Source organism: Streptomyces sp. SID10853 (assembly GCF_010548145.1).
Taxonomy (GTDB): Bacteria; Actinomycetota; Actinomycetes; order Streptomycetales; family Streptomycetaceae; genus Streptomyces.
In genome coordinates this window covers 1-18,713 of sequence record NZ_JAAGLN010000036.1, presented here as the reverse complement: position 1 = coordinate 18,713, position 18,713 = coordinate 1, and the positions used below count along the sequence as shown (strand labels likewise).

The 18,713-nt window shown below is 71.3% G+C and carries 14 protein-coding genes; 8 read left to right on the top strand and 6 right to left on the bottom strand.

What is annotated here, in order from left to right; genetic code table 11:
- Positions 1–41: 41 nt before the first annotated feature.
- The 3 genes from G3I19_RS10215 to G3I19_RS10205 form a co-directional block, all read right to left on the bottom strand.
- The gene (locus G3I19_RS10215) at positions 42–1,241 is read right to left on the bottom strand and encodes a serine hydroxymethyltransferase (protein WP_164262348.1); all 1,200 of its coding nucleotides are present in this window, start codon (positions 1,239–1,241) and stop codon (positions 42–44) included.
- 52 nt (positions 1,242–1,293) lie between these two features.
- On the bottom strand, positions 1,294–1,749 hold the full coding sequence (locus G3I19_RS10210) for a nuclear transport factor 2 family protein (protein ID WP_164262346.1): 456 nt from the start codon (positions 1,747–1,749) through the stop codon (positions 1,294–1,296).
- A gap of 138 nt (positions 1,750–1,887) precedes the next feature.
- Positions 1,888–2,883, bottom strand: a complete 996-nt coding sequence (locus G3I19_RS10205) for an aldo/keto reductase (protein ID WP_164262344.1) — start codon at positions 2,881–2,883, stop codon at positions 1,888–1,890.
- 374 nt (positions 2,884–3,257) lie between these two features.
- Between G3I19_RS10205 and G3I19_RS10200 the strand changes: the two genes are divergently transcribed.
- The 5 genes from G3I19_RS10200 (at position 3,258) to argJ (ending at position 9,828) form a co-directional block, all read left to right on the top strand.
- Positions 3,258–4,973, top strand: coding sequence for a thiamine pyrophosphate-binding protein (locus G3I19_RS10200; protein ID WP_164262342.1), 1,716 nt, complete (start codon positions 3,258–3,260; stop codon positions 4,971–4,973).
- A gap of 1 nt (position 4,974) precedes the next feature.
- Positions 4,975–6,495, top strand: a complete 1,521-nt coding sequence (locus G3I19_RS10195; protein WP_164262340.1) for an asparagine synthase-related protein — start codon at positions 4,975–4,977, stop codon at positions 6,493–6,495.
- Between the two features lie 84 nt (positions 6,496–6,579).
- Positions 6,580–7,530, top strand: a complete 951-nt coding sequence (gene speB / locus G3I19_RS10190) for an agmatinase (protein ID WP_164262337.1) — start codon at positions 6,580–6,582, stop codon at positions 7,528–7,530.
- Positions 7,527–8,501, top strand: a complete 975-nt coding sequence (gene cs1 / locus G3I19_RS10185) for a clavaminate synthase Cs1 (RefSeq protein WP_164262335.1) — start codon at positions 7,527–7,529, stop codon at positions 8,499–8,501. The genes speB and cs1 overlap by 4 nt, the downstream gene beginning before the upstream one ends.
- A gap of 145 nt (positions 8,502–8,646) precedes the next feature.
- The gene (gene argJ, locus G3I19_RS10180; protein ID WP_343235046.1) at positions 8,647–9,828 is read left to right on the top strand and encodes a bifunctional glutamate N-acetyltransferase/amino-acid acetyltransferase ArgJ; all 1,182 of its coding nucleotides are present in this window, start codon (positions 8,647–8,649) and stop codon (positions 9,826–9,828) included.
- Between the two features lie 81 nt (positions 9,829–9,909).
- On the opposite strand, the gene G3I19_RS10175 is transcribed toward argJ, so the two are convergent.
- Both G3I19_RS10175 and G3I19_RS10170 read right to left on the bottom strand, forming a co-directional pair.
- Positions 9,910–10,914 (bottom strand): alpha/beta fold hydrolase, encoded by a 1,005-nt coding sequence (locus G3I19_RS10175; RefSeq protein ID WP_164262331.1) that lies wholly within the window; start codon positions 10,912–10,914, stop codon positions 9,910–9,912.
- A gap of 15 nt (positions 10,915–10,929) precedes the next feature.
- The gene (locus G3I19_RS10170) at positions 10,930–12,117 is read right to left on the bottom strand and encodes an LLM class flavin-dependent oxidoreductase (RefSeq protein ID WP_203599401.1); all 1,188 of its coding nucleotides are present in this window, start codon (positions 12,115–12,117) and stop codon (positions 10,930–10,932) included.
- Between the two features lie 275 nt (positions 12,118–12,392).
- Between G3I19_RS10170 and G3I19_RS10165 the strand changes: the two genes are divergently transcribed.
- The 3 genes from G3I19_RS10165 to G3I19_RS10155 all read left to right on the top strand — a co-directional run bounded on the left by G3I19_RS10165 (position 12,393) and on the right by G3I19_RS10155 (position 16,431).
- Positions 12,393–13,757, top strand: coding sequence for an aspartate aminotransferase family protein (locus G3I19_RS10165; protein WP_164262329.1), 1,365 nt, complete (start codon positions 12,393–12,395; stop codon positions 13,755–13,757).
- 137 nt (positions 13,758–13,894) lie between these two features.
- Complete coding sequence (locus tag G3I19_RS10160; RefSeq protein ID WP_164262327.1) at positions 13,895–15,163, top strand: ATP-grasp domain-containing protein; 1,269 nt, start codon at positions 13,895–13,897, stop codon at positions 15,161–15,163.
- Positions 15,160–16,431: an MFS transporter gene (locus G3I19_RS10155; RefSeq protein WP_164262325.1), complete on the top strand. Its 1,272-nt coding sequence runs from the start codon at positions 15,160–15,162 to the stop codon at positions 16,429–16,431. The genes G3I19_RS10160 and G3I19_RS10155 overlap by 4 nt, the downstream gene beginning before the upstream one ends.
- Here the strand turns inward: G3I19_RS10155 and G3I19_RS10150 are convergent.
- Positions 16,420–18,713, bottom strand: a 2,294-nt coding sequence (locus G3I19_RS10150; protein ID WP_164262323.1) for an AAA family ATPase, incomplete at its 5' end; no start/stop codon positions are given. The genes G3I19_RS10155 and G3I19_RS10150 overlap by 12 nt on opposite strands.

The following is an 18,713-nucleotide window of genomic DNA, read 5'->3' as shown; positions in this document are numbered from 1 at the left end:
TGCACTATGAGCGACCCGGGCGGGCACAGTGCAAGGACCCCTCAGGTGACGGTGACCGGGGCGGGCTGTCCCGCGTAGGCCACGCCGGGGAACTCGCGGGCCAGGTCGGCGACGTCGGCGGCGACCCGGCCGGTGTCGTCGCCGCGCAGCAGCAGACGGGCCAGCAGCTCGGCGACCGCGGCCATGTCGGCCTCCTTCATGCCCCACCGGGTCAGCTCCTGGGAGCCGAGGCGCAGCCCCGAACGGCCGCTGCTGGGCAGCCCCACCGTGGTGGTGCGGATGTCGGCGCGGGTGAGCGCACGGCCCCACTCGTGCGGGGAGCACTCCTCGGGAGGATGCACCCAGACCTGGTGGGTATCGGTGTAGCCGAAGTCCTCACCGGGCAGGTCGAAGCCGCGCCGGGCCAGTTCCTCGCCCAGCCGGCGGGCGTTGGCGATGGTCTGGCGCGCGTAGTCCACCCGGTGCGGCAGCAGCTCTTCGAGGGTGATCGCCAGACTGCCGACCGTCGCCGAGTGCGAGCTCGACGCGGTGAACGGGATGCGGGCCGCCACCTTCTCCGCGACCGTGTCGCTGTTGGTGACGAACAGGCCCTTCTGCGGGCCGGGCAGTGTCTTGTGCGTACTGCCGGAGATGCTGTCGAAACCGCCGTCGAGTACGAGGGTCTGCGGCGCGGCGGGCAGCAGTCCGAGCAGGTGCGAGGCGTCCAGGCAGATGATGGCGTCGGGCGCGGCGGCGCGCAGCGCCCGGGCGTCCGGGAAGTGCAGGGTCGTGGAGGCGTCCAGATAGATGACGTCGACGGGCTGTTCGGCTATGCGCGCGGCGAGGGCGCTGTGGTCGATCTGCAGGCGCTTGCGGTCGTAGGGGATGTAGTCGGCCCGGTAGCCGAAGCTCTCGCAGATGGTGACCGTGGCGTAGTGCCCGCCGTCCTCGGGCGCCAGCACCATGACACGGCCGCTGCGGGGGGTCACGGCGGTGAGCACGGTGTGCATGGTGTGCAGCCCGGAGAGGAACTGCACGAAGGCGTGCCGTGCGCCGTAGAACTCCTTGGTGAGGTCCACGCAGTAGTCGTAGACGTCGCTGAGGCCCGCGACGTCGCCGTAGACGGCCACCGGCGTCTCCGAGTACGGGTAGCGGTTGACCGCGTCGGTGGCGAGCGCGGCGGCGGCCCTGGGCGAGAGCCGGTTCTCGATCGGGAAGAGGTTGAGGCTGGGCCTCTGCTGGAGAGCGGCCAGGACGTCCATCAGTGCTCCTGTGCTGGGGGAAAGGGGTGGCGGGGGCGGGGCGGGGGCGGCGTCAGAGCCACGGATAGCGGGCGACGTCCTTGCCCGCGTAGTCGGGGTCCAGATAGATGAAGGCCCGCTGGATGAGGAGGTCACGCACCTCGAAGACCCCGCACCAGCGGCCCGCCCCCCACTCGGGCACGCCCACCCGCCAGGGACCGTCCCGGTGTTCACCGTGTGTGGTTCCCTCGACCGCTAGCAGGTCGGTTCCGGTGACGATCCAGTTGAAGGCCGCGAAATGGTGCTCGACCGACTTGACCGCGCTGCCGAGATCGCCGAACGTCCGGCTTATTTCTGCTTTTCCGTGCGCAAGACCCCACTTGGGGAAGAAGAACTGGGCGTCCTCGGCGAAATAGTCGAGAATGGGGGTCCCGTCGTGACTGGTCCCGCCATTGTCGAATGCCTTGAGATACGCGGTGACGACAGCTTTCCGCTGCTCGTCCGTCATAGGGGTTACTGCCGCGGGCATGAACGACCTCCAGAACTGCCGGAATTACCGGAAAGCGCGCCGCATCGGGGGAGGGGCGTCCGAGCGGCCGTGATCCACGTTCGCAGGGCGCGCTTGGCGCTGCCTTGACGTCGTTCTGCTGTCCGGCTTGCAGGGCGTTCAGTTGCCGGTCATGGCGAGCATCGCGGGCGCGTAGCGGGCCCCGTGCACCGGAACGTCCGCCGCCCGTGCCACCGCGGCCAGGTCGTCCGCTTCCAGCCGTACGGCGCCGGCTGCCAGGTTCTCCGTCAGATGGGCCGGATCGCTGGTTCCGGGGATGGGCACGACGTCGGTCCCCCGGTGGTGCAGCCAGGCCAGGCCGAGCTGGGCCAGGGTGAGGCCGAGCCGGTCGGCGACGGGGCGCAGCCGCCGCAGCAGCAGCTGGTTGTGCGCCAGGCCGGCCGGGCTGAACCGGGGCTGGCCGCGGCGGAAGTCGTCGGTGGCGAGGTCGTCCGTGGTGCGGATCCCGCCGGTCAGGAAGCCGCGGCCCAGCGGGGCGTACGCCACGATCCCGACCCCCAGGGAACGGCAGGCGGGGACCACTTCGTCCTCGATGTCCCGGCTCCACAGGCTCCATTCGCTCTGCACCGCGGTCACCGGATGCTCCGCGTCCGCCCGGCGCAGCGTGGCCGCCGATGGCTCGCAGAGCCCGAAGTGGCGGACCTTGCCCGCCTGGATCAGCCCGGCCACCGCGCCCGCGGTCTCCTCGACGGGCACCGCCGGGTCGATCCAGTGCTGGTAGTACAGGTCGATGTGGTCCACGCCCAGGCGGCGCAGTGAGCGTTCGCAGGCGGCGCGTACGTAGGCGGGTTCGCCGCACAGGCCGTCGAAGGTGCCGTCGGGGCCGCGCACCATGCCGAACTTGCTGGCGATCACCACGCCGTCGCGCCGCCCGGCCAGGGCGCGGCCGAGCAGCTCCTCGCCGGCCCCCTGGCCCTGGACGTCGGCGGTGTCCACCATCGTGACGCCCGCGTCCAGGGCGGCGCGGATGGTGGTGATCGCCCGGTCGGGGTCCGGGTGGCCGTAGAAGCTCGTGGTCGGCAGGCAGCCGAACCCCTGGGCGCTGACCCGTAGGCCGCGCAGGTCGCGCAGGGGCGGAGCGTAGGACGAGGGCATGGCGGAACCTCCGGTGAACGGGTTGCCGGGATCAGGTCATATGGCTGAATACATACGGCCTTTAATGCGGGAGCGGTGAATTCAACTGCCGACAGGGGGAATTGGCCGCGCTGTCAGGACTGCAGCACGGTATCCGTTCTCACCGGGGCTCACAACGCCCCCCAAGTCAGGGCGTTTGACGCTGCGCTGGAATACCGGCCGGTGTTCTCCAGGGCGTGACGGATTTTCTGCAAGCGCGACGTCCATACGCGTGCAAGGCACGGTCAGCACAGTGGGAACTGCGTGCCGAGCGGGCCGATTCCACGGTACGCAGCGGCTCAGGTCGAAATCCCCGCCCGATACCGAGCAGCATCCGTAAGCTACGAGGAGTTTCCATGTCGCGCGTGTCCACCACCCCGAGCAACAACCCGACAACCGCACACGCGCTGCTCCAGCGCCTGCGCGACCACGGAGTCGAGACCGTCTTCGGCGTGGTCGGCCGGGAGGCCGCATCCATCCTCTTCGACGAGGTGGAGGGCATCGACTTCGTCCTGACCCGCCACGAGTTCACGGCCGGTGTCGCCGCCGACGTGCTGGCCCGCATCAGCGGCCGGCCGCAGGCGTGCTGGGCGACGCTGGGCCCCGGCATGACGAACCTGTCCACGGGTGTCGCCACGTCGGTGCTGGACCGCTCGCCGGTCATCGCGCTGGCCGCTCAGTCCGAGTCGCACGACATCTTCCCCAACGACACCCATCAGTGCCTGGACGCGGTCGGTGTGATGCGTCCGCTGACCAAGTACGCGGTGGAGCTGCAGCGTCCCGACGACATCACCGACCTGGTGGACTCCGCGGTCGCCGCTGCCATGACCGAGCCGGTCGGCCCCAGCTTCATCTCGCTCCCGGTCGACCTGCTCGGCAGCGACATCGACACCACGCGGGTCGCCCCGCCTGCCCACACGCCGGGCAAGCCGGTCGGCGCGGTCCAGGACGGCTGGCAGGACGCGGCCGAGAAGGCCGCCGAACTGCTCTCCGGAGCCGAACACCCCGTGCTGGTGGTCGGTGCGGCGGCGATCAGGTCGGGTGCCGTACCGGCCATCAGGGCCCTGGCCGAGCGGCTGGACATCCCCGTCATCACCACCTACATCGCCAAGGGCGTGCTGCCGCAGGGCCACCGGCTCAACTACGGCGCGGTCACCGGCTACATGGACGGCATCCTCTCCTTCCCGGCGCTGGAGGCCCTCTTCGGCCCCGCCGACGCGATCCTCACCCTCGGCTACGACTACGCCGAGGACCTGCGGCCCTCGATGTGGGAGCGCGGCGGCCCGAAGAAGACCGTCCGGGTGTCTCCCACGGTCAACCCCGTCCCCCGGGTATACCGGCCCGACGTGGACGTGGTCGCGGACGTACTGGCCTTCGTCGAGTACGTGGAGGGCCGGACGGCCGGGCTCGCGCCGAAGACCGCGCACGACATCACCCCGCTGCGCGAGCGGGTCGCCGAGTTCCTGGCCGACCCCGAGCACTACGCGGACGGCATGCGGGTCCACCAGGTGATCGACTGCATGAACACGGTGATGGGGGAGTCCGCCGAGTCGGGGGAGGGCACCATCGTGTCCGACATCGGCTTCTTCCGGCACTACGGGGTGCTCTTCGCCCGCGCCGACCAGCCGTTCGGCTTCCTGACATCGGCCGGCTGCTCCAGCTTCGGCTACGGCATACCCGCGGCGATGGGCGCACAGATGGCCCGGCCGGGCCAGCCCACCTTCCTCATCGCGGGCGACGGCGGCTTCCACTCCAACAGCGCCGACCTGGAGACCATCGCACGGCTCAACCTGCCCATCGTCACGGTGGTCGTCAACAACGACACCAACGGGCTGATCGAGCTGTACCAGAACCTCGGCCACCAGCGCTCCCACGACCCCGCGGTGAAGTTCACCGGCGTCGACTTCACCAAGCTGGCCCAGGCCAACGGCGTGGACGCGGTGCGGGCCGGCACCCGCGACGAGCTGCTCGCCGCGCTGCGCAAGGGCGCCGCTCTCGGCCGGCCGTTCCTCATCGAGGTACCGGTGAACTACGACTTCACGGCCGGCGGCTTCGGCGCCCTGAGTATCTGAGATGACACTGCCTGCCGCCATCGGCTTTCTGACCGCCGTCCACCGCGGTGCGGGTCAGGTCCCGCAGGGGACCTTCGCATCGCTGGGGCACCGCGCCGATACGCGAGACGACATCGACGGTGACACCCTCTTCACCAGTCTTCTGCACACCGGGGCTCCGGAGGGAGCCAGGGCGCGGGGGCGGGGTTCGGCGCTGGTGTTCGCCGGGGAGCTCTACAACCAGGGCGAACTCCGGTCGGTGCTGCCCCGCGGCACCGACCCGGCCGATGACGCCGGGCTCGTCCTCGCGCTCTTCGACCACTACGACCTGCACGCGTTCCGGCTCCTCAACGGACGCTTCGCGGCGCTGGTGCACACCGCGGGCCGGGTCGTGCTCGCCACCGACCACGCCGGCTCGGTGCCCCTCTATCTGACCGCGGCGCCGGGGCGGGTGCTGGCCGCCACCGAGGCCAAGGCCCTGCGCGACGCCCCCGGGGGCCGGCCGCTGGCCGCGGCCCGGCCGGTCCGCCGGCTCCCCGGGGTGCACCAGGTCCCGGCCGGCACGGTCCTTGAGATCGCGCTCGGCACCGGAGACTGCACCGCACACCGGACCTGGACGCCGCAGCTCTCCCGCCGGATCCTGCCGGAGAAGGAGGCCGTGGAAGCGGTACGCCGGAGTCTGGAGCGCGCGGTCCGCGCTCGTACGGGCCAGGAGACTCCGCTGGTGGTCCTCTCGGGCGGCATCGACTCCTCCAGTGTGGCCGCGCTGGCCGCCCTCGGAAGGGGCGGCCCCATCGACACGGTGTCGATGGGCACCGACGACGCCGACGAGTTCCCCGAGGCCCGCGTCGTCGCCGACCACATCGGCAGCACGCACAGCGAGATCACCATCACCACCGCGGAACTGCTGCGCAGACTGCCGCACGCCGTCCGGGCCGCGGAGTCCCTCGACCCGGACATCATCGAGTACCTGCTCCCGCTCACCGCTCTCTACCTGCGGATGGGCGGTGCGGGCCGGCGCATCCTGACCGGATACGGCGCCGACATCCCGCTCGGCGGTATGCACCGCGAGGACCGGCTGCCGGCCCTGGACACCGCCCTGTCCCACGACATGGCGACCTTCGACGGGCTCAACGAGATGTCTCCCGTGCTCTCCGGCGTCGGCGGCCACTGGTCCACCCACCCCTACTGGGACCGTGAGGTGCTCGACCTCCTGGTCTCCCTGGAGGCGGGCCTCAAGCGCCGCTACGGGCAGGACAAGTGGGTGCTGCGCGCCGCGATGGGTGACCTGCTGCCCGCGCAGACCGTCCTGCGCCCCAAGCTCGGCGTGCACGAGGGCTCCGGCACCACCTCGTCGTTCAGCCGGCTGCTCACCGGGGCGGGTGTCGGCGAGGCCGGTGTGCACCACGCCAAGCGTCTGGTCGTACAGGAACTGTTCGACGAGGTGGTGGTGGCCGGCCGGGATCCCGACGAGGTGGACACCGCGCAGACCGTGCAACTGGTCGCCGACCGGCTGGCGCGCAGCTCACCGGTCATCGCATGACGGCCGGCCACCCCGTGCCGGCCATCCCGTGTCCCGTCACCCCGTGCCCGGTCATCCCGTCGACACCGAAGGAGTCATGACGGCGTGGAACGCATCGACACCAACGTCTCCCCCCGCTACGCACAGCTCCCCACGTTCATGCGCCTGCCGCACGACCCGGACCCCAGGGGCCTGGACGTCGTGGTCATCGGCGCCCCGTACGACGGCGGCACCAGCTACCGGCCGGGCGCGCGGTTCGGCCCCCGGGCCATCCGTAACGAGTCAGGACTCATCCACGGCGTGGGCATCGACCGCGGGCCGGGCACCTTCGATCTGATCAGGTGCGCCGACGCGGGGGACATCGATCTCACCCCGTTCAACATGCACATCGCGATGGACACCGCCCAGCGGCGGCTGACCGAACTGCTCGCCGACAACGCGGCGTTCCTCATGCTCGGCGGTGACCACTCGCTGACACTCGCCGCGCTGCGGGCCGCATCCGCCAAGCACGGGCCGCTGGCCGTGCTCCATCTGGATGCCCACAGCGACACCAACCCCGCCTTCTACGGCGGCGAATACCACCACGGCACGCCCTTCCGCCACGCCATCGACGAGAAGCTGGTGGATCCGCAGCGGACGGTGCAGATCGGGATCCGGGGGCACAACCCGCGGCCCGACTCACTCGACTACGCCCGCGGGCACGGCGTACGCATCGTCACCGCCGACGAGTTCGCCTCGCTCGGCGTGGAGGCCACCGCACGTCTGGCCAGGGACATCATCGGCGACGCCCCGCTCTATGTGTCGGTGGACGTCGATGTCGTGGACCCGGCCTTCGCCCCCGGGACCGGGACACCGGCCCCCGGCGGCCCGTCGTCCCGGGAGGTGCTGGCCCTGCTGCGCGGGGTGGGTGACCTGCGGCCGGTCGGATTCGACGTCATGGAGGTCTCGCCGCTCTACGACCACGGCGGCATCACTTCGATCCTCGCCACCGAAATCGGCGCGGAGCTCCTCTACCAGTACGCCCGCGCCCACGCTCACGAAAGGAAATCCCAGTGACAGTCGTCGACTGCACCCCATTCGCCGGGGACCTGCGCGCCCTCGCCGCGTCGCTGCCGCGGGTCCCCCGCGCCGACCTGTACGCCTTCCTGGAATCCGCGAAGGCCGCGGCCGCCGGCCTGCCCGCCGGCCTGGTGGCCGAGCTGGACTCGTTCAACGCCCATGGGAACCAGGACGGTTACCTGCTGCTGCGGGGCCTGCCCGTGGAGGACGACGAGGCGCTGCCGACGACCCCGAACAGCACCCCGGCACCGGTGGACCGTCCGCTGCTGGTCATGGAGGCCATGCTCGGCGCCGTCGGCCGCCGCCTCGGCCTGCACACGGGGTACCGGGAGCTGCGCGCCGGCACCGTCTACCACGACGTGTACCCCTCCCCGAACGCCCACTACCTGTCGTCCGAGACCTCCGAGGTGCTGCTGGAGTTCCACACGGAGATGACGTACCACACCCTCCAGCCGAACTACGTGATGCTGGGTTGCTCCCGGGCGGACCACGAGCGTACGGCGGCCACCCTGGTCGCCTCGGTCCGCAAGGCGCTGCCGCTGCTCACGGCCGAGCAGCGCGCGCGGCTCTTCGACCGCAGGATGCCGTGCTCCGTGGACGTCGCCTTCCGGGGCGGCGTGCCGGATCCGGGTGCGATCGCGCAGGTCAAGCCGTTGTACGGCGATCCGGATGACCCGTTCCTCGGGTATGACAGGGAACTGCTCGAACCGGCCGGGCCCGAGGACACGAAGGCGGTCGACGCGCTGTCGAAGGCGCTCGACGAGGTCACCGAGGCGGTCCACCTCACGCCGGGTGATGTGCTGATCGTCGACAACTTCCGTACGACACACGCCCGTACGCCGTTCACCCCCCGCTGGGACGGCCGGGACCGCTGGCTGCACCGGGTCTACATCCGTACCGACCGCAACGGGCAGCTCTCGGGCGGGGAGCGGGCGGGTGACGTGGTGAGCTTCACCCCGCGCAGCTGAGCCGCGGGCACGGTCCGGGGAGCCGGCCGGCGGGAGCGCGCACGAGGAGTGCGCAAGAGCTGCTGCCGGCCGGCTCCCATCGCATTTGTATGCATTCCATGGTATGGATAATCATGACCTGCCCCCTATCCGCTCCGGGAGACGAGTGAGCATGGCAGAGAACGAGGCGCCGCGGGGATTCGCGGTGCACACCGCGCCGGTCGGTCTCCTGGACGACGGGCGCGACGACTTCACCGTCCTGATGTCCACCGTGCCGAGCACGGTGAGCGCGGTCTTCACCCGGTCCCGCTTCGCGGGCCCCAGCGTCGTGATCAGCCGCGCCGCCTGCGCGGACCACAACGCCCGGGGCGTGGTGGTGCTGGCCCGCAACGCGAACGTCGCCACCGGCGACGAGGGGGAGCGCAACGCCCGCGAGGTACGCGCACTGACCGCCCGTGCCACGGGCGTGCCCGAGGACGAACTCCTCATCGCATCCACCGGGGTGATCGGCCGTCAGTACCCGATGCCCGCCATCCGCGACCACCTGAAGAACCTGACCGCGGCCCTGCCGGACGGCGGCTTCGAGCGGGCCGCCCGCGCCATCATGACCACCGACACCCGGCCCAAGCTGGTCAGCCGTCGTATCGGCGACGCGTCTCTGGTGGGCATCGCCAAGGGCGTCGGGATGATGGAACCCGACATGGCCACCCTGCTCACCTTCTTCGCCACCGACGCCCGGCTGGACCCCGGGGAGCAGGACCGCATCTTCCGCCGGGTGATGGACCGCACCTTCAACGCCGTCAGCATCGACACCGACACCTCCACCAGCGACACGGCGGCGCTCTTCGCCAACGGCCTGGCGGGCGACGTGAGCCCGGCCGCGTTCGAAGAGGCCCTGTACGGCGTGGCGTTGGAGCTGGTGAAGGACATCGCCAGTGACGGCGAGGGCGCCGGCAAGCTGATCGAGGTGCGGGTGACCGGGGCCAGGGACGACGCCCAGGCCAAGCGCGTGGGCAAGGCCGTGGTCAACTCACCGCTGGTCAAGACCGCGGTCCACGGCGGCGATCCCAACTGGGGCCGGGTCGCCATGGCGATCGGCAAATGCTCCGACGACACCGACATCGAGCAGGACCGCGTGGTCATCCGCTTCGGTGACGTGGCGGTCTATCCGCCGGGCCTGCCGGGCACGCGCGACGAGGACGAGGTGCGGGAAGCCGTCGCCGCCGAGATGGCGGGCACCGAGGTCGTCATCGGCATCGAACTCGGCATCTCCGATGGCGCGTTCACGGTGTACGGCTGCGACCTGACCGAGGGTTACGTACGGCTGAACGCCGACTATTCGACCTGATCCTGACCGGCCCAAGGGGAATCGGACGGTGCGCACAGGCACCGTCCGATTCCCCTTGGGCCGTGTACGTCGACCGAACCGTCAACCGGCCCGTACCGCGTCCGCCGACGGCTGACGTGCCAGCAGCGCGCGCAGTGCTCCGCCGACGAACTCCCGGTCGGCGGGGTTCGCGCCGGCCCCGGCCAGATGCCCCCACACTCCGGGGATCACCTCAAGGGCCGTGTGCGGCATGAGGCCGGCGGCCCGCTCCTCGTCCGAGACCGCGAAGCACTGGTCAAGGGCGGCGGGAAGCAGCACGGCCTCGGCCGTGACCGACGACAGGGCCGCATCGGCGCTGCCGCCGTAGCCGGGGGTCGCCCCCACGTCCGCGTGTTCCCAGGTGCGGACCATGGCCAGCAGGTCCGCCGCGGCCGGTCCTGCCAGGAAGAACTGCTCCCAGAACCCGGCGAGATAGCCCTCCCGGTCCGCGAAGCCGATGTCCCGGTAGGCCCGCCCGGCCCAGAAGGGGTGCGAGGCCGCCCAGCCCGCGAAGACCCGGCCGGCGGCCCGCTGCCCCCGCTCAGCGCCGCCGTCGGCCGCCAGCGCCGCGGCCAGACCGGTCAGGAAGACCCGGTTGTGCTCGCTGGTCACCGCGGAGCCGCAGACCGGGGCGATCCTGCGCACCATCCCGGGATGGGAGACCGCCCACTGGTAGGTGTGCGCCGCGCCCATCGACCACCCGGTGACCAGGGCCAGCTCCCGTACGCCCAGGTGCTCGGTCAGGAGCCGGTGCTGTGCGGCGACGTTGTCCTGCGGGGTGATCAGCGGGAAGTCCGCCCCCGACGGGTGGTTGCTGGGGGAGCTGGAGACCCCGTTGCCGAACAGGCCCGCCGTGATCACGCAGTACCGGGCGGTGTCCAGCGGCCGGCCCTCGCCGATCAGCCAGTCGTAGCCGGTGTGGTCACCGCCGAAGAAGGACGGGCACAGCACGGCGTTCCTGCCGTCCGGGTCGAGGCTGCCCTGCACGGCGTACCCGATCCGGGCGCCGGTGAGGGTCCCGCCGCCGAGCAGGGGGAGTGCGTCGATCTCGCATACCTGGTGGTCCACCGTCACCACTCCTGTTCACAGCCAGTTGGGTGCGATCTCGGTGGCCCACAGCTCCAGGCTGCGCATCTGCACCTCGTGCGGGATCAGGCCGGAGTACTGGCACTGGAGCAGGTACTCGGGGTCGTGCTTCTCCACCAGTTTCTCGATCTTGCGGTTGATGTCGTCCGGGGTGCCGACCCATTCGAGACCCCGCTCGACCAGCGTTCCGTAGTCCGAGCCGATCGGCCCCGTCTCACCGACGTTGCGCAGTGCCTCGGTGAAGCCCATGGGGCCGAACCAGTTCTCGAAGATGAAGCCGCCGCCGCGGGCCGCCCAGTGGTGCGCCTCGTCGGCGTCCCGTGACACCAGGACGTCCTTCATGACGCCCACCCGCTCGCCGCGGCGCAGTGTGCCGTGTCCGGCCGCCTCGGCCTCCTCCTGGTAGAGGTCCATCAGACGTTGGACGATCCGGTCGTCGGTGTTCATCAGGATCGGCACCACGCCCTCCCGGGCGCAGAAGCGGAAGGTGTCCTCGCTGAAGCTGAACGGCTGGAAGACCGGCGGGTGGGGGCGCTGGTACGGCTTGGGCGCGATGCCGACTTCCTGGACGATGCCGTTCTCGTCGACGCCCCGGCCGTACCGGCGGACCGCGTCGTAGGGGAATTCCAGGTCCTTGACGGGGATCGTCCACTGCTCGCCCGAGTGCGAGAAGGTCTCGGTGGTCCACGCCTTCTTGAGGATCTCCCAGTGCTCCTCGAAGAGCGCGCGGTTGCGCCGGTCCTTGTCGCCCGCGTCGGAGAGCGTTCCGCCCACTCCGTACACCTGGCCGAAGATCTCGGCCCACCGCTTCTGGAAGCCCCGTGCGATGCCGACGAAAGTGCGGCCGCGGGTCATGTGGTCGAGCATCGCCAGATCCTCGGCGAGCCGTACGGGATTGTGGAAGGGCAGCACGTTGGCCATCTGGCCGACCCGGATGTGCTTGGTCTGCATGGCCAGGTACAGCCCCAGCATGATGGGGTTGTTGGAGACCTCGAACCCCTCGATGTGGAAGTGGTGTTCGGTGAAGGACAGGCCCCAGTAGCCGAGTTCGTCGGCGGCCTGGGCCTGGCGGGTGAGCTGCCGGAGCATGTTCTGGTAGTTCTGCGGGTTGACGCCGGACATGCCGCGCAGGATCTGATCGTGGCTGCCAACTGTGGGCAGGTAGAAGAGGATTGACTTCACCATGGTCCTTTCGGGTCGCGGCGCCGGGCCGGCAGGCGCAGGACAGCAAGCGGGACAGGAAGCGCGGGACAGGAAGCGCGGGACAGGAAGGCGGGGGAGGAGGCTCGACTGTCGCACCGCGCTCTTGGCGTCCGTTTGACGCGGCGCCTGCCGGGCGGCCGGGAGGCGCCCGTGCCCGGCGCGCGGCGGCCCTTCCGGGCGCAGCGGAACGTCCAGCGTCCGGCAAGCGGCCGCGGTGAGGGTGGACAGGAGCCCCAGCCGTGACGAAGGAGTCCACCGTGACCTCTGTAACCTCCGCCGTGCCCGAAGCGCTCGCCGCAGGGCTCGCTGCCGCGGACCGTGCCACGCTCATCCACCCCACACTTCCCGCGCACCGCACCGACCGGACGATGCTGGTGTCCGGCTCGGGCAGCCGGGTGCGCGACGCCGCCGGCCGGGAGTACCTGGACGCCTCGGCCGTGCTCGGGGTGTGCCAGGTCGGACACGGCCGCGAGGAACTCGCACAGGCCGCGGCCGAGCAGATGACCCGGCTGGAGTACTTCCACACCTGGGGGCCCCTCAGCAACGACCGCGCGGTCGAACTGGCCACTAGGATCACCGGGTTGGCCCCGGAAGGGCTGAACCGGGTGTACTACACCAGCGGCGGGGCCGAGGGGAACGAGATCGCGCTGCGCATGGCGCGCCTCTACCACCACCGGCGCGGCGAGAGCGGGCGGACCTGGGTGCTGTCCCGGCGGATGGCCTACCACGGCATCGGCTACGGCAGTGGCGGCGTCTCGGGCTTCCCGGTCTACCACGAGGGGTTCGGGCCCTCGCTCCCGGACGTCGAGTTCCTGACCCCGCCGCACCCCTACCGCCGGGAGCTGTTCGACGGCGCCGACGTGACCGACTTCTGCCTGGCCGAGCTGCGCGAGACCATCGAGCGGATCGGCCCGGAGCGGATCGCCGCGATGATCGGTGAGCCGGTCATGGGCGGCGGCGGCGCGGTCGTACCGCCGGCCGACTACTGGCCGCGCGTGGCCGAACTGCTGCGTTCCTACGGCATCCTGCTGATCTCCGACGAAGTCGTCACGGCTTACGGGCGCACCGGGCACTGGTTCGCCGCCGAGCACTTCGGTGTGACCCCCGACATCATGGTCACGGCGAAGGGGATCACCTCCGGGTACCTCCCGCACGGAGCTGTCCTCACGACCGACGAGGTCGCGGCCACCGTGACCGGCGACCTCGGCTTCCCGGTCGGCTACACCTACTCGGGTCACCCCACGGCCTGCGCGGTGGGGCTGGCGAACATCGGCATCATCGAGCGCGAGGGGCTGCTCGCCAACGCCACGGCGGTCGGTGACCATCTGGGCCGGCGGCTGGCCGGACTGACCGACCTGCCGGTCGTGGGCGAGGTCCGGCGGCTCGGCCTGCTGATGGCCGTGGAGCTGACATCCGACCGGGCGACCCGCAGGCCCCTGCCGCACGGTACGTCGGAGGTGTCGGACGCCCTTCGCGTACAGGCGGGCATCATCCTGCGGACCAACCCCTACGCCCTGGTCATCAACCCGCCGTTGATCTTCACCCGTGAGGACGCCGACGAACTGGCCGACGGTCTGCGATCGGTCCTGAGCAGGACGGATGCCGAGGGACACGTGCGCTGAGCGCGCCGCTGAGCCCCGCACATCAAAGGGATTGCAAGCCGACGTCAAGATCACCCGGGTAATCTGCGGCAGGACCGTACCGGCCGGCGCCGCGCACCCCCGACCCGCCCCTGCAGCCGAACCTTCGGAGAGCCGTCATGCCACAGCGCCCGAAACTCGTCCTCGTCGGACAACTGTCCACGCACCCCTGGGTGTTCGACGCCGCCGCGCGTGCCGGCATCGACCTGGTCCTCGTCCCCAGGGGAGACGACACGGCGGAGTCCGCCGCCCGGGCCAACGCGGTCGTCGAGGTCCTGCCGCTGGACATCGACGGGAACCCGGAAGGAGCCCTGTCCGCGCTCGCCGACCGCTACCGGCGGGAGCCCTTCGCCGGAATCATGGCGGGCAACGAGAAGGTCGTGCCGTTCGTGGCACGCGCCGCCCGCGAGCTGGGGCTCCCCGGTCTGTCCGACGAGGCGGCCGCGGTGGTGCGCGACAAGCGCAGCATGCGGCAGCGGCTGCGGAAGGCGGGCCTGGGGGCGCCCGGCTTCCGGGTCGTCGGCGATCCGGACGGCTGGATCGAGGCACTGGACCTGCGGTTCCCCGTCGTGGTCAAACCGGCGAGCGGCTTCTCCAGCCTCGGGGTGATCCGCGCCGACGACAAGGACGGCCTGGAGCAGGCCGTCGCCCGCACCCGGGCACTCGTCGACACCCATCTGGCGCCCGGCGAAGGGACGGCCGAGCAGGCCGGTGTGCTGGTCGAGGAGTACCTGGACGGGCCGGAGATCTCCGCCGAGTCCCTCGTGTTCCACGGCGAGGTGCGGGTCTGCGCCATCAGCTGGAAGGGGGAGCTGACCGGCCCCTACTTCGAGGAGACCACGCTGCGGGCCCCCGCCCAGCTGCCCGCCGAGATACTGGCCGCGATCGAGGCGGAGGTGATCGGCGCCCACCACGCCTTCGGCGTCACCGAAGGCACCACCCACACCGAGCTGAGGCTGGTCGGCGGGGTGCGGCCGGTGCTGCTTGAGATGGGTGCGCGTATCGGCGGCGGGGGCTTCATGCACCACCTCGTCCACGTCAGCAGCGGCATCGACCTGGCCGCCGAGGCGCTGCGTATCCATCTCGGCCGGCAACCGCTCTGCTGGAGCGAGGAGCCGGTGCCGACCGGCCACGCCGCGGCCTACCTCGTGCCGGTCGGCAAGGGCGGACGGATCAACCGGGTACGCGGCCTGGACGTCGTGCGCACCGACCCGCAGGTCGACTACGTGGTGCAGACCGTCGGCCCCGGCGCGCAGGTGCGCTGCTATCCGGACTGGTCCGGGTACCCGGCGATCGTGCTGTCCCGGCACGATTCGGACGCCGCGGCCGTGACCTACCGCGACTACCTGGCCCGGACACTGCACGTCGAATACGAGGAACAGGGTTGAGCAAGAGCGACCGTGCGGTACGCCGCGGCGCGCGGCGCCTGGTGACCTCGCTCCGGCCCACCGTGGGCGGACTGCCGCGTTCCTACTGGTGGCTCTGGGGTGGCATGCTCATCACCTCCGCCGGCGGGTTCGTGGTGCCGTTCCTGGCGATCTACCTGACCACCCAGCGCGGCTACTCGGCGTCGTTCACCGGTCTGACACTCGCCGTGTTCGGCGTCGGCAGCGGGATCGCCTCGCTGCTCGGCGGCGTACTCGCGGACCGTATCGGCCGCCGGGCCGTGCTGCTGGCCAGTGAGGCGTTCGCCGTCACCGGCATGGTGCTGCTCGGCACGGCCCGCTCCCCGGCCCTGGTCCTCCTGGGCACCCTGGTGGTGGGGCTGGGACTCAACGCCTCGCGCCCCGCCCGGGCGGCGGCCGTCGCCGACCTGGTGGACGAGGCGGACCGGCCGCGCGCCTACTCGCTGCTGTACTGGGCCACCAACCTGGGGTTCTCCGCCGCCGCCGTGACCGCGGGGGCGGCGGCCGAGCACGGCTTCCTGACCTTGTTCGTGGTCAACGCGCTGGCCAATGTGGCGGCCGGGGCCATGGTCTACCGGTGGGTGCCGGAGACGCGCCCCGAGAAGACCGCGACCAGCGAGGAGACCTCGGCCGGGCGGACCCGTGGCGTCCACCGCGACCGGCCTTTCCTGGTGCTGCTCGGCTCGGTGCTGCTGCTGGGCCTGCTGTTCCAGCAGCCTTTGGTGGCCCTGCCGTTGACCATGACGGCCGACCATCTCTCCCCCGCGGACTACGGCCTCGTGATGATGATGAACGGTCTGGTCATCGCGGTGCTCCAGCTGCCGTTGACCCGGCTGGCCGGGCGGATGCGCCCCGAGATCGCACTGGCCGCCGCCACCCTCGTCACCGGGACCGGGCTGGGGCTGACCGCGGTCGTCCACTCCGTACCGGGGTACGCGGCGACGGTCGTGCTGTGGAGCCTGGGGGAGATCGTGGTGTGGCCGACCTGTATGGCGCTGGTCGCCGCCCTGGCACCGGCGCACGGTCACGGCACCTACCAGGGGTGGTTCCTGTCCGTGTGGAGTGCGTCCGTGGCCCTGGCGCCGCTGCTCAGCGGGCAGCTCATCCAGGCGTTCGGCTCCGCCGTCGTCTGGGCCGCCTGCGTGGTCCTGGCGCTGTCGGCCGCCTCGGCGCATCTGGTGCTGGCCCGGCTGCGGCGACCGACACCGCTGGCGACGGCATCGGTCGACACGGACCTGTCAGTCGGCTGACCCCTGCGTGGACACGGTCCGGTACCCCGGCGTCACCCCGGATGCGCCTTCGACGAGATGGTCCCGGAGGAGGGCGGCGAAGGGCCACTGCGGCTGCAGATAGACGTACTCGCCCCGCTCCTCGATCTCCTGGGCGGCGCGGGCGATGGTCCGCCGCGCCTCGCTCTCGCAGCCCGCGTGCCGCAGGGCGTCGGCGAGCAGCCCCAGATGCAGGGTGCGGCGCAGCAGGGTCCGGTGTCCGGCCGCTGCGCGCAGCGCTGCCCGGATCCGCGCCAGTCCTCTCTCGTGCATGCCCTGGCGCACCTCGGCCCAGCCGAGCGGAACGGCCAGCATGTCGTGCCAGTAGACGAGTTGGCACCTGGTGGTCAGGTCCACCCCGGCCTTTCCTGCCTTCCAGGCGCCCTGGACGTCTCCTTCCGCGATGGCGAGCAGGGCGTCCACATAGCGGGCGAAGGCGCGGTCCCAGGGCCGTTCGTAGCGGTCCGACTGGGTCAGCTGCAGCAGCTCGGAGCGGTAGTGCCGGGCCTGCCGCTGATCGCCGTTCAGCCAGTGGGTGAGTGCCAGGTAGGCCCGGTAGTCGATCCGCTGGTCGTGCAGGAGGCCGTTGGCCGTGCTCGGCCGGCCGCCGGACGCGTCCAGGAGGCGGTCGATGATGCCGACGCCCTGGCCGAGTGCGTCGAGTGCCTGGTCGAGACGGCCCCGTACATGCAGCGTGACGCCGTCCGCGTAGCAGGCCGCTGATCTGGCCGCCTGGCCCCCGCCGTGTTCGGCCAGTTCATGGAGCAGGCCGGCGGTCTCCGCCGCCGCGGTGTACTGGCCTTCGGCGATGGCCACGATGGCCCGGGTGTGGAGCAGCTCCGTGGGCTGGGTGTTGTCCAGGGTCCGTTCCAGCTGACGTGCCTGGTCGTACGCGTGCTTGACCCGTGGGGAGCCGTAGCCTTCGAGCAGGGCGTGCAGCCACATCATCCGCTTGTGCAGATACAGCTCGACCGCCGATGTCCTCTCGTCCCCGGGCAGTGCCGCTATGACGGAGGCCACGTCCTCCAGATGGCGCTGCGCCTCGTGGTGGAAGAACCGCGCCTGCGCCTGGTCGGCCAGGGCGAGGAGCGGGTGTACGCCTTCGTCGGCACCCAGGATCCGGGCCGCCTGGAGGCAGTGCCGGCGGATCTCCGCGGTGTCGTCGCCCGGCTGGTGCCGCTTGGCCAGTACGACGGCGACCTCCTGGTGCCACAGGGCGCGGGTCAGGGGCTGCGCGCCCTCCAGGAGGAAGTCGCGTACGAGCCCGTGGGTGAAGGAGAGATGGCTCTCGTCGGTGGAGTCGGGGCGCAGCAGACCGGTGCGCAGTACGTCGTCGACGAGGGACGGCGGCAGACCGCGCGAGGACAGCGGCCCGGCGAGCAGCGGCCGCCAGACGCGGACGCCGATCACGGCGCACAGGGTGAGGACGTCGCGGGTGTCGGCCGAGCACTCGCTGAGGCGCTCGTACAGCACCTCACGCACCTCGAAGGGCACCGGTCCGCCCCCGGGCGCCGCCGCCGTCCGCGCCGACAGCAGGCTGTGCAGCAGGAACGGGTTGCCGCCGGTGGCCTCCTGGAGCCTGCGCACCTCCTCCTGCGGGGGTGCCGTGCCCCGGACCGCGGTGATGAGGTCGCTGCTCTGTGCGTCGGTGAGGCCCTTCAGCCAGACCGTGCTGGTGTTGCTCTCCTGGAGAATGCGCCCCACGGCCCGCCGCAGCGTCTGGTCCTTGGCGAGGTCGTGGTCGCGCAGCGAGGCGAGCACCATCACCCGGGCGTGGCCGATCTGCCTGGTCAGCAGGTGAAGCAGGTCGAGCACCCGCGCGTCGGCGAAGTGCAGGTCCTCCAGCAGCACGACGAGCGGGCCGTGTTCGGCCGCGGTGAGTACGGCCCGGCAGATCCGCATCTGGTGGGCGAAGTGCTGGGCGGGCGTCCAGTCGGCCTGGGGCGGGAGATCCGCGCTGTGCGCGTCCTCGGCTCCCAGCTGCTGTACGGCCTGTTCCCAGATCCAGTAGACCGGTGACGAGGGGATCGCGCTGCACGACGAGCGCACCACGCGCACGTCGGGATTGACGAGCTGAGTCATCTCCTGCAGCAACTCGGTCTTGCCGATGCCCTGTTCGCCCAGTACCAGGAGTGCGTGGCCACGACCGCGGCGGACGTCCTCCAGGAGGTCCCGCAGCCGCGCCACCTCGGCACGGCGGCCCGCGAGCCGGTGGCCCGGCTGCGGAGCCGGGGTGGCCGGTGTGGCCGCCGGTGCCCCGGGCG

Excerpts from the sequence above, each read along its gene's own strand:
- G3I19_RS10160 (WP_164262327.1), top strand. The coding sequence starts at position 13,895 with ATGCCACAGCGCCCGAAACTCGTCCTCGTCGGACAACTGTCCACGCAC.
- G3I19_RS10195 (WP_164262340.1), top strand. The coding sequence starts at position 4,975 with ATGACACTGCCTGCCGCCATCGGCTTTCTGACCGCCGTCCACCGCGGT.
- G3I19_RS10170 (WP_203599401.1), bottom strand. The coding sequence starts at position 12,117 with ATGGTGAAGTCAATCCTCTTCTACCTGCCCACAGTTGGCAGCCACGAT.
- G3I19_RS10200 (WP_164262342.1), top strand. The coding sequence starts at position 3,258 with ATGTCGCGCGTGTCCACCACCCCGAGCAACAACCCGACAACCGCACAC.
- G3I19_RS10215 (WP_164262348.1), bottom strand. The coding sequence starts at position 1,241 with ATGGACGTCCTGGCCGCTCTCCAGCAGAGGCCCAGCCTCAACCTCTTC.
- G3I19_RS10210 (WP_164262346.1), bottom strand. The coding sequence starts at position 1,749 with ATGCCCGCGGCAGTAACCCCTATGACGGACGAGCAGCGGAAAGCTGTC.
- G3I19_RS10205 (WP_164262344.1), bottom strand. The coding sequence starts at position 2,883 with ATGCCCTCGTCCTACGCTCCGCCCCTGCGCGACCTGCGCGGCCTACGG.